Source organism: Novipirellula sp., from assembly GCF_041583735.1.
Classification (GTDB): domain Bacteria; phylum Planctomycetota; class Planctomycetia; order Pirellulales; family Pirellulaceae; genus Novipirellula.
Window position 1 is genome coordinate 1 of the sequence record NZ_JBFHFD010000257.1, and the last position, 11,283, is coordinate 11,283.

At 55.9% G+C, this 11,283-nt stretch carries 6 protein-coding genes and 1 pseudogene; 1 reads left to right on the forward strand and 6 read right to left on the reverse strand.

What is annotated here, in order from left to right; translation table 11 throughout:
- The 6 genes and pseudogenes from ABX962_RS18685 to ABX962_RS18710 all read right to left on the reverse strand — a co-directional run.
- Positions 1-383 (reverse strand): annotated as a pseudogene (locus ABX962_RS18685) (hypothetical protein); the annotation flags it as partial.
- 369 nt (positions 384-752) lie between these two features.
- Positions 753-2,267, reverse strand: a complete 1,515-nt coding sequence (locus ABX962_RS18690) for a Y4yA family PLP-dependent enzyme (RefSeq protein WP_372721551.1) — start codon at positions 2,265-2,267, stop codon at positions 753-755.
- On the reverse strand, positions 2,267-4,009 hold the full coding sequence (locus ABX962_RS18695) for an FAD/NAD(P)-binding protein (protein WP_372721552.1): 1,743 nt from the start codon (positions 4,007-4,009) through the stop codon (positions 2,267-2,269). Before ABX962_RS18695 ends, ABX962_RS18690 begins: the two co-directional genes overlap by 1 nt.
- Positions 4,006-5,031, reverse strand: a complete 1,026-nt coding sequence (gene sbnA / locus ABX962_RS18700) for a 2,3-diaminopropionate biosynthesis protein SbnA (protein ID WP_372721553.1) — start codon at positions 5,029-5,031, stop codon at positions 4,006-4,008. The genes ABX962_RS18695 and sbnA overlap by 4 nt, the downstream gene beginning before the upstream one ends.
- A gap of 441 nt (positions 5,032-5,472) precedes the next feature.
- A complete protein-coding gene (locus ABX962_RS18705; protein WP_372721554.1) occupies positions 5,473-6,363 on the reverse strand; it encodes an SDR family oxidoreductase in 891 nt (296 codons plus the stop codon).
- 46 nt (positions 6,364-6,409) lie between these two features.
- The gene (locus ABX962_RS18710) at positions 6,410-7,909 is read right to left on the reverse strand and encodes an FAD-dependent oxidoreductase (RefSeq protein WP_372721555.1); all 1,500 of its coding nucleotides are present in this window, start codon (positions 7,907-7,909) and stop codon (positions 6,410-6,412) included.
- Between the two features lie 404 nt (positions 7,910-8,313).
- Here ABX962_RS18710 and ABX962_RS18715 point away from each other — a divergent pair, with 404 nt between their 5' ends.
- Entirely contained in the window at positions 8,314-11,283 is a 2,970-nt protein-coding gene (locus ABX962_RS18715; protein ID WP_372721556.1) for a DUF1592 domain-containing protein, read from the forward strand.

Here is an 11,283-nt window from a genome sequence, read left to right on the forward strand (position 1 = left end):
ATGAAATCTTCGCGTTCGTCGTCCCACGACCAATAGCCGGGAATCCAGGTCACGTTTTTGCCATCAGGCCGATACTCTGGAGGCAGTTCGTCGATCGGTTCCGGTGGTTGCTTTTGCACCACCGGACTCGGTTCGGGGTTCGCATCGTAAGGCTCGGCGAACGCTTCATGTAAGGGGCCACGCGTCAAATATTCAACGCCTTCGGATTGCTCGGATTCTGAACGATCTGGTGTTTGTTGATTCGTTGCTGCACGATTGTCAGTCACTTCGGACCGAGGATTGGGGGGCTGCGAAAATGCCGTGGAGGCCATCGCAAGCGGAACAACCAACCCTGTTGCCGACGCTGTGATTCGCCAATAGCGGCTCAATTTTTGGTATCTCAAGATGCATCCGTCACTATTTGGGGGAACGAAAATTTAGGCTGCCATTACACATTGCAAAGCCCGGTCATGTTGGGCCAATCAACGATGCAAAGCTCGTGCCTACGAGGAGCCAGGTACGATGTTTGGCAGGCTTCGGATGCCAATAGAAAACGGGCGTCCTCACACCCGAAGTCGCGAGCGGTGCGAAGCTAATCACTAACGCAGTGGATCTTGCTAAAGATTCTTCCTACGAGGAAATGCGTCTGATATCAATTTCAAGTCTCAAGCGACGACAGGTGCCGATGCCGATCGCCCATTCTCGCGTACATCCACGGTTCTGGTGAGCGTAGCTGCTTATAAAACCATGCCACACTGCTACAAAACTGAAGTTTACTCGGCGTCGATTTTGTCCAGCATCCATGGCGTTTGCGAACGCGAGTCATAGACCAGGTTTTTGGCAAGCGGAAATTGATGTGAACGACTTTCTAGAAAGTGCATCAAATAGCCCGCCGTATTGGGGAACGCGACCAAGTCGCCTCGGCGGATTCCCGCGGGGAATCGCAGTTTACGCAAGCAAATCAGCTCTGACTCGGTACAGTAGGCCCCGACCAGGAAACCTTCCATCGGTTCGGTCTGGTTCTGGTTTTGCAATTCGCTTTCCGAACGGTCGGTCTGGGGAATCACGATCGGATCGACCAGGAAATCATCGCTGCTGGTTCGGCACTGAGTCCGGTTCATTGACAATCCGATCAACCAATCGCCCTCCGCATTTTGTTTGCGAAACTCAACGCGGGCAATCGTCATCCCACAGCCGTCCAAGATGCTGCGTCCTGGTTCGCAGCGAAGTTGCAAGTCGTGGTCGCGGACTTGGTCCGCAACCGTGCCGTCGGCAACCGGCGAATCCAAAATCTGGGCCAACCAAGCGGATCGAGTGGGCGTTTGATAGTAGGGATAGCTATTGGGTTTGCCAACGATCTTGCCATCCACCGCAATCAAGCCTAGGCCATGACCCCGATAGGTCAGCGGCGGTCGCTGCTGCAGTAACCCACGACGATGCTCGTTCCAAAATGTTTCCCACTGCTCGCCGCTGGACAGGTAGCTGATCGGAAACCCACCACCGATGTCGAGGAATTCAATCGGATGCCCCTGTTGCCTCAGTGACGGCACGACCGCCAATGACTGATCGATCGCGGCGACGCGTTGCTGTGCGCAATAACCGTCAAGATGGAAATGCAACCCGGTGACGCGAACATGGTCGGCCGCGATTCCTTTGGCAAACGACTCGCATTGCTCGATGTCGACACCAAATCGCGAGTGCAATTTGTTGCCATCATGAATAAATCCGCTCAACCGAATCGCAACGAAAGCAGGTTTCGCTAGCTTCTCGGCGGTGTGGGTGATCAGCGACAATTCGTCTTCGTTGTCGATTGTCAGTGTGATTTCGTTGCGAACGCAAACCTCGACTAGGTTCGCGTTTTTTATCGCCGCAGTGCAGATGATGTCATTTGAGGCGATACCGGATTGGAGTGTTTGCTCAAGCTCATTCAGGCTGGCGACGTCGATTCCTGAGCCCGCCAGCGGTGCGGCGTTGACGAACGTCAAGCACTTGTTCGCTTTGCGGGCAAAGAAAACGCGGAAGTCCAACGATCGCGCCTTCGCGACTGCATTCAGTTCTCGAACGTTCGCCAGCATCGGGTCTGCAGTCACCACGTTCAGCGGCGATCCATGCTGCTCCAACAGCGATGCTAATGTGGGATCATGCAGCAGCGAATTCATCCACGGTTCGCGACGGGCGGTCAACGGTGTGACCCCGACACAGCCGCGATCAAGTGAACAGGATGACGGTGGTTGTCGTTGGACGTCAGCACTCAAATCGACGGTCGTTCCATTTGGCAACCCCGTCATCAAGCTGCCGTCCTTGATCTCGATCGGACCAGACTTTCGGTCCAGCGATCCAAATGAGTGTGAAGGGTACGGCTGAGCGTGTCATTGCCCAGCACACTGCCTTCGGTGACCCGGCCAAACACGGCGATGCCTAGCAATGCTTTTCTGTTTCGCTGTACCAGCCGGCCGGAATCGTTGACACACAGCCCGGTATTGTTGTGATGCACGAATGCATCGCTGGACAATCGATCGAGAATGCCTCCTTGTTCATTTTGATGGGGCCCTGGAATGGTGGCGTCAATGATGCGATCGACTTCGATCGCGCGGTGACCACACTGCAACGTTTTGCAGCCATCTGCATCGCGATTTGGGGTTCCATCGGCGAGAAAACGCAAGTCGATCAATCCAGCATCATATATCGCCAAAATGCGGCCGATATTTTCCGCTGGCGGACCAAAGGCAATGCGTTCCATTTCGGTAGCAATTCGCTGGAACCCGTCGACGCTCTCCGCGGCGAGTCCACCTTGGCTGACCAGTTCCACCAGCGCGGGATAAAGTTGACGCCACGCCAACCCCAATGCCCAGGCTTCGTCGACGGGTTTACGGCCGGTCGCAACGTCGTAGGAGTGTCGCAATTGGGCGATGACTTCCTTGTCCACCACTCGCCAACGCGACCAATCACGGAACCATTGGCGGACGTTGAACCGTTCCACCTCTGGTCGAAGCTTGTGCAGGGCGTCGGTGGCTGCGTTGATGATGATCGGCCAAGCATCGCTGCGAAAGTTCGGCTTTTCATTTTCGTCTTCGCTGGTGCGAGTGAGTTTAGCGGTGGAAGCGAGAATCCGCAGCTGTTTGGTGTAGCGATTCCAGATCGGAGCCAATTGCGGTTGGTGGATGTCAGCCGATTTCGGCAACATCGGTCGTCCTGAACGCGAAAACGGCACGATTGCCTTGGGTTCGCGGCCCGAACGTTGATAGCTCCAGCGGCCATCGATCTCTGTGAACTTGCCACCGCGGCCTTCGGTCAATGAAAGGGCGGCATCGATCCACGTCAATCCGAAACCTCGAACCGCAACCACCGAATCCGCCGGCACCGCGTCGGCCGACAGTCGTGTTTCGGTTGGGAACACGCACGGGATATCGGCGATCACGTCACCAATGCGATACGATTCAGCCGATCGCCACCCCTCATGTCCTACCGCTAAAACCACTTCGTCGTAAGCCGTGTCGTCCTCCGCCGTGCTCAAGATCCAGCGGTTGTCGGCGTGTTCGATATCAACCACTTTCGTCGGATACAGATTGACCGTGGCCAGCGGTCGCAATCGCTTTAGAACTTGCTGAAAACAGTCGTGCAAATATTCACCCACGACGGCACGCGGTGCATAGCCCTCGGGCTCGGACCACTGTGGACGATTGCGTTTAGCCCACTCGAGAAACGACATTGAGATGACGTTGTGACTCGATACAGGGTGATTTCGCTGATCGGGATGCCGTGTGTCAATCTGACGGCTGGTGAAATTCATTCTTAGATGTTCTGGTTGGCGCGGATCGTAGACCATGCCCGCGCCGGGGTAAGCCGCTGGTTCGTAGATGTCAATTTGAACGGGACCGCTAAGTTTTTGTTGTTCGATCGCATGCGTGAGACGCTCGAGACAATACATTCCCCGCGGTCCACAACCCACAATGGCCAATCGAAACGTCGAGTCCACCGACGACTCTGCTGACGTTTTAAAACGTTCGCTTGATTTAAATCCAATGCTCATGACATCACCGCCTTTTTCTCCGTTGCGTTTGTGATTCCCGCCCGCTGGCGGATCGTTTCGGGGTCACATCCCAATTGATTTGCAACCCACTGGTCATTGAAAATGGTTTGTAGATAGCGTGTGCCAGAGTCATGTAGGATTGCTGCACAAACTTTTCCGCTCAATTGACTCTGCATCCGCCGGACGGTTTCCAGCACACCGCCCGCTGAACCGCCCACCAACATTGCTTCGCGGTGTGCCATGCGGCGGCAACCGATCACACAATCGAGGTCGCTGACGCGAGCGATATGATCAAAGGTTTGGTTGCGTGCCAGCGGCGGCACACGGCCGGCGCCGAGTCCGGGAATCATGCGGGCGCCTGCGGTGCCGCCAAACAAGACGCTGCCTGCCGAGTCGACTGCAACGATCTGAGTCGAGCGATTCATCGAACGCAGGAAATCACGGCAACCTTGTGCAGCGCCGGTGCTGCTGGTGGCAACAAAAAGATAGTCGAGATGCCCGCCGAGCGCCTCGTCAATCTCACGCACTGTGCCGATGCGATGTGACAACGGGTTCGCAGGATTGGAATACTGGTTAGGCCAATAGGAATCGGGGGTGGTTTCCAGCAGATAGCACACTCGCGCGAGCCGGGCGGCTAAAAAGTCCCCTTCGAGTGGTTGGTCGACCAAGTCGATCTCGGCGCCGAGTGCTTGCATGATCTCGATGTTTTGACGTTGAGCTCGGGGATCGACCACACCGATAAATCGCATTCCATAGTAGCGACAGACCTGGGCCAGTCCAATTCCCATGTTTCCCGAAGAGGATTCGATCACGGTGGTGTTGCGGTCGATTTCGCCTCGCTCGATTGCTTGACGAATCATTTCGTGAGCGGGACGATCTTTTGCGCTGCCACCCGGATTGCTCGCTTCCAGCTTGGCAAACAACGTGACGTCGGCAACATCAAGGTAACGACTCAGTTGAATCAATGGGGTATTGCCGATCGCATCAAGCACATTTTTAGCAGGGGGAACGACCGTACACACGAATGGACTCTCCAGGGGGACGATTGACACTTTGCCAACCTGCTCGTTCGCAGACGGCCGTTTGGGGATAGCACGTGCTGCTGCTGGTGTTGGAAGGGATCTGGTATTGAAACGGATTGAGTAAGCATTCGTCGTGCCAAAACAGAACCGTGCGGCCTCTTTGACGTTGTCGTGATAGCGGGCACGGAGCACGTTTTTGCCGTCGATTCTGCGCGCAAGTACCCCGTCCATTGCACACTATGACGCGAGAATCAGGACGTGATTGATGGTGGAGCGTCGAGGGGGTGTGCGTCGGAAAAAACTGCAAATTGCGAGTGAAAACATTGCCCCGAACACCCGGTTTGCTGGCAAGCACGCTGATCAAATTGAAGCCAGACGCTGCAAGCACTGTAGAGCTATTGTCGCACGGTTTTCCAAGCCGTTGGCGGGGTTCGCGGTTGATTAGCCGTTGATGACTTCGCCGCCGTTGGGATGCAGCACCTGGCCGGTGATATAAGAAGCATCCTGCGAGGCAAGAAAAACATAACAGCTGCCGCATTCATCAGGCTGTCCTGCCCGGCCCATTGGCGTGTCGTTACCAAACTTGCTGACTTTCTCTTTGTCAAAGGTCGCAGGGATCAGTGGCGTCCAGATTGGCCCCGGTGCGACCGCGTTGACGCGAATCCCATCCTCCACCAATTTCTGTGATAGCGAACGGGTGTAGGCCACAATGGCGCCTTTGGTGGCAGCGTAGTCGAGTAGTCCTGGGCTGCCGCGATACGCGGTTACCGAGGTCGTGTTGATGATCGAGCTTCCGGCATGCTCTTTCAAGTGCGGCAGTGCCGCTTGCGTCAAATAGAACATCGGAAAGACATTCGTACTGAACGTCGCAACCAATTGTTTCTCGGTGATCGCATCGATGTCGTCTTGCGGATGTTGTTCCGCCGCATTGTTGACAAGGATATCGAGACGGCCAAACTTTTTGACCGCCTTCTCAACCGCGGATGTACATGAAGCGGCCTTGCCGATGTCAGCCTTGATGGGCAAGCAGACTCGCCCTTCAGCCTCGACTAGCGACCGCGTTTGTTCGGCGTCTTCTTTTTCATTCAGATAAACAAAGGCGATGTCCGCACCTTCGCGAGCGAACATCACGGCGACGGATCGACCAATCCCGCTATCGCCCCCGGTGATCAATGCAACCTTGTCTTTCAATTTGTCACTGCCAACGTAGTCATCGCGAATCGTACGTGGCTGCGGTTCCATTTCAGCCTGGATGCCGGGTTGTCGATCTTGCGATTGGGGTGGTCGACTTTTTTTCGAGTTGGCGTTTCCCCGTGTCTTTGACTTGTTCATGCAATCGATCCTCAGGCGATTTTCTCAGTGCGTTTTTAAAAAGGGTTTATTGCTTTCCTGTTTTGGGTGAATGCAAGTCTTGTTCCGGGGGGCCGTAAAGCCGTTTCCCGCAGTTGGTAAATCGGCCGCCATGCACGGGGCAGTCCCATGTTTGTTCGGCTTCGTTCCACGAAACCGTGCCGCCCATATGAGTGCAAACGGGATCACAGCGATGCAGCATGCCACTTTTGTCGCGGCAAATTGCGGTATGAACGCCGTCGACGTCGCCTACCGCCCCTTCGCCAGGCCGCAGGGTGACAGGATCGATTTTTTTCGCTGGCAGAATTCGCTGAGCCATCCCTTTGACCGGAGCCGCCATCTCGGTGACCGCTCCGGTGATTGCCGAAACGCTTAGTCGCGAGGGCGACAAGGCATCCTGCAGCGTCGATGATCCGCGAAAAATTTGGTCGGCAATCAACCATCCCGCCGCCGTGCCCCACGTCAATCCGACGCCGCTCAATCCGGTCGCGATCCACACGTTTTTCTTGCCAGGAACTTTGCCAATCATCGGCAATCCGTCGGTCGGTTCAAACAGCTCGGCGCTCCATCGCGACTCGATCGAGCGGACGTCAAAGCGTTGACGAACATATTCTTCGAGGTCCGCTTGCGCTTGTTTGGTGTCGCCATCGCCAGTGCGGTGGTCGCAGCCGCCCACGATGATTTTGTTCGGCGACGCACTTCCCCAGCGGCGTGTGTAGAAATAGGGATCCGAGTTGTCCCAGAACAATCCGTCCTCGGGCGGATTGGCCACTTCGGCCAGTAGTGCATAAGATTGATACGCTGGTGTCTCGATGTCCAATAGCATCGAATCGGATTTGTTGCAGTGGGCTGCCAACACCAGATGGTCAAAGTGGGCGGTCCCGTCGCCGACGGACAGCTCGCGAGTTTCTTCTTCGAGCGAGACGCGAGCGATCGATTTTTCGAAAATCTTACCTCCGGCTTCGACCACCAAATCTGTCAATCGTCGCAAGTAGGCCATCGAATCCATTCGGGCCATCGAGTCGATTCGAAAGCCGACGGTTGCGAATGGTAGCGGAGGCTTGTCACACCATTCGACTGGCAACCCTAGCCGGGCGGCGGCCTCGCATTCGTCACGAAGTGATGAGGCATCGTCGGCATCTTCGGAATAGTAGTAGCCTGGTACGCGAGTGAAATCGCAATCGTTGGCGGCGCGGTGTTCAATCGCGGCGATCGCGGCTTGGCGTAGTTGGACGTACTCGCGGCCTGCCGTTTCACCCAATTTCGAAAGCAACTCGCCGCAGCCGATTTCCGGATGCGAGTCCAGGTGCCCGGTGCTGCCGCCGGTGGTTCCTCCGCCGATAATCGCTGCCTCGTAAACCGTCACACCGAATCCGCGATGGAGTAATTCCAAGGCCGTCGAAAGTCCGGTGATTCCGCCGCCCACCACGGCAACGTCGCTGGTGTGGGTGGATGACAATCGATCAAATCGCTGTGTCAGCGGATTGGAATGAACCCAACACGAATGATGAATCGCGTTTGCATTCATGATGAACCTCCGGGGGGATGAAAGTTTTGGTAGCTTCAGGGGGTCAACAAGCACACCGTGTGCCGTTGGTTCGGTCTGTGACCCCGTCAAAAACAACTTTAAAAACGACCGGAAAACCGGCAGTCGGTGTCGCCAAGACTTGCGAAGAAACTGTTTCGCTGGGTTAACTCTTGGCTTCGCTGGGTTAACTCTCGGCTTCGCCGGGGGAACTCATGGCTCATTTCGCACTCGAGAACCGATTTTCCTGCTCAATTCCGGTTTTCTCGCCTGGCAAGACGAATTCAGGTGACCATCATCAGGGGAGAGTCTGTAGACTGTGGTGGCATCCTCGATGCATCGTTCCTTTCCCACCTGGCTGCCTTTTTTAGCCCCCCTGCCCTGCCCCGCATTGGTCCAACGCACCTATGAAAACGTTGCGTTTTGTTGTTGCTTGCTTGTTCGTGATGAACGCGGTCACCGTGATCGCTGAACAACCATTGGCGGTCACGTTTCGCGACACCGTCAAGCCGCTGCTGCAGACCCACTGTGCCGATTGTCATAACGACGTGACTCGCGAAGGTGACTTGGATCTGAGCGTTGACCAGGACGTGGCATCGGTTGTCAAGAATTTTCGCCGCTGGATGGTCGTACTCGAACGGCTCGAATCGGGCGATATGCCTCCCGAAGATGCTGACGAGCAGCCGACACAGCAGCAGCGAGAATCGGTGGTCCGCTGGATCAAAGCGGTCCGCGACGCCGAAGCCGAACGCACCGCTGGGGATCCAGGCGTGGTGTTGGCCCGCCGCCTGAGTAGTAGCGAGTACAACTACACAATCCGCGATTTGACCGGCGTTGATATCCAACCGGCGAACGCGTTTCCGATTGACCCGGCCAACGAAGCGGGATTTGACAACTCGGGGGAATCGCTGACGATGTCCCCTGCCCTGTTGAAAAAATACCTTGCGGCTGCTCGGTTCGTGTCAGAGCATTTGGCGTTAACGCCGACGGGATTTGAATTCGCAACTCATCCAGTGATCACCCCCACCGATCGCGACAAGTTTTGTGTCAATCGAATTGTCGATTTCTACAAGCGGCAACGGACGGATTACGACGCCTACTTCATGTTGCTTTGGCAGTTTCAAAATCGAGACTCGCTGGGACGCTCGGGCGTAACGCTGGCGGAACTGGCTCGCCAGCAAGATTTGAGTGCTCGCTATGCCGAGACGTTATGGACAGTGTTGACGGGCGATGCGGAATCGGTGGGCGTGATCGCGGCGCTACAATCGATGTGGCATGAGTTGCCAGCCGGAGTCACCGAGCAACATCAGACCGATGCGGTGGCGCAGTGCAAGCAGATGGCCGAGTTTGTCACGACGCTACGCGAAAGCTTGGTTCCGGATGTACCGAACTTGACCTCACCCGAAATGAACATTGGCTCGCAACCGTTGGTGCTGTGGAAGAATCGGCAATTTGTAGAGAATCGTCGACGTTACTCGGGCACGCCATTGCCCGAAGGAAATCTCGGTTTGACGGAGGGATCGTCTGCTGCCAAGGCAATGACGGTATCGGAGGATGCGGAACAGGAACTTATGCACAAATCGCTTGAGCGGTTCTGCAGCATTTTTCCCGATGCCTTTTACATCTCCGAACGCGCTCGAGTGTACCTGGATGCGAAATCGGAAAAGAAGTTGACGGGACGATTTTTGAGTGCGGGATTCCATAGCCAGATGGGATACTTTCGCGATGATGCGCCGCTGTATGATTTAATGCTCGATGAATCGCAGCAGCGGCAGATCGATCGATTGTGGACCGAGCTTGATTTCGTGACGTCCGCGCCGATGCGGCAATACAGCGGTTTCATTTGGTTTGATCGCACCGATTCGACGTTCATGCGGGACCGTGAATTTGATCGTTATCGCGCCGAGGACAAAGATGCGACGTCCGCAGAAAAAGTCCAAGGTCTGGCGGAGGTTTACATTGCCAAAGCCCGCCGCTTGGGATCGAGCGATCAGGCTTTGACGGCGATCCGCCGCTACTTTGACGATATGTCCGCGACATTCCGGAAACTGGAACAGTTGCGGATTCAGTCGGAACCGGTCCACGTTCAGGCGTTAGTCGAATTCACCGAACGTGCCTTTCGCCGCCCATTGTCGGTCCAGGAACGTGACGACGTGGTCGCGTTTTATCAAACGCTGCGTGACGTCGATGGGCTGAGTCACGAAGATGCGATCCGCGACAGCGTGGGCCGCGTGTTGATGTCACCTCACTTTTGTTATCGCGTCGATCTGCCGGGTGACGGCGGTGGTGACACGATTGCGTCGCAGCAAACGCCGGGCGTGCAGCCGCTCGATGATGTGGCGCTGGCGAACCGGCTGAGCTACTTTTTGTGGTCCAGCATGCCCGATCCGGCGTTGATGGAACTTGCCACATCGGGGCGATTGCACGAGCCCGACGTGCTGGTCGAACAAGTTCGCCGCATGCTGCGGGACGAACGGGTGCATGGATTGGCGACGGAGTTCACAGGCAACTGGCTCGATTTCCGGCGATTCGAACAGCACAACGGAGTCGATCGCGGCCGTTTCCCTCAGTTCACTGACGAGCTGCGGCAAGCCATGTACGAAGAACCCATTCGCTTCTTCTTAGACTTGATCGCTCGCGACGCCTCGGTGCTTCATTGTTTGTATGCGGACTACACGTTTGTGAATCCCGAGTTGGCGAGCCATTATGGCGTGCCCGCCGAACCGATTGCGAATTCCATTGAAGGTTGGAGCAAACTCGATGGGGCAAGTCGCTGGGGACGAGGCGGAATGTTGCCGATGGCTGTCTTTTTGACGTACAACTCGCCGGGACTGCGTACCAGTCCAGTCAAACGCGGCAATTGGGTCGTCAAACGGATGCTCGGCGAGAATGTGCCCGCGCCGCCGGCGACCGTTCCCGAATTGCCCGAGGACGAATCGAAACTCGGTGATCTGACTCTTCGCGAGGCCTTGGCGCGTCATCGTGCCGATTCCAGTTGTGCCGGCTGTCACGAGCGAATCGACTCGTTCGGTTTAGCGTTCGAAGGCTATGGACCCGTGGGCGAATCACGTGACACCGATCTTGGCGGCCGCGCCGTGGATGACACCGCGGTGTTTCCGGACAAGAGCGTAGGCAGCGGACTGGCGGGGCTGCTGCAATACATTCGCAACCAACGACAAGACGACTTTGTTGACAATTTGTGCCGCAAACTGTTGGCGTATGGACTTGGGCGAACACTGCAGCTTTCCGACGAGGCAACGATTGCTCAAATGCGGTCAACGCTGGCGGAACAGGATTACCGTTTCAGCAGCATGATCGAAGTGATTGTGACGAGCCCGGCGTTTCTGAATAAACGAACCCAATTGGAACTCGAGTGA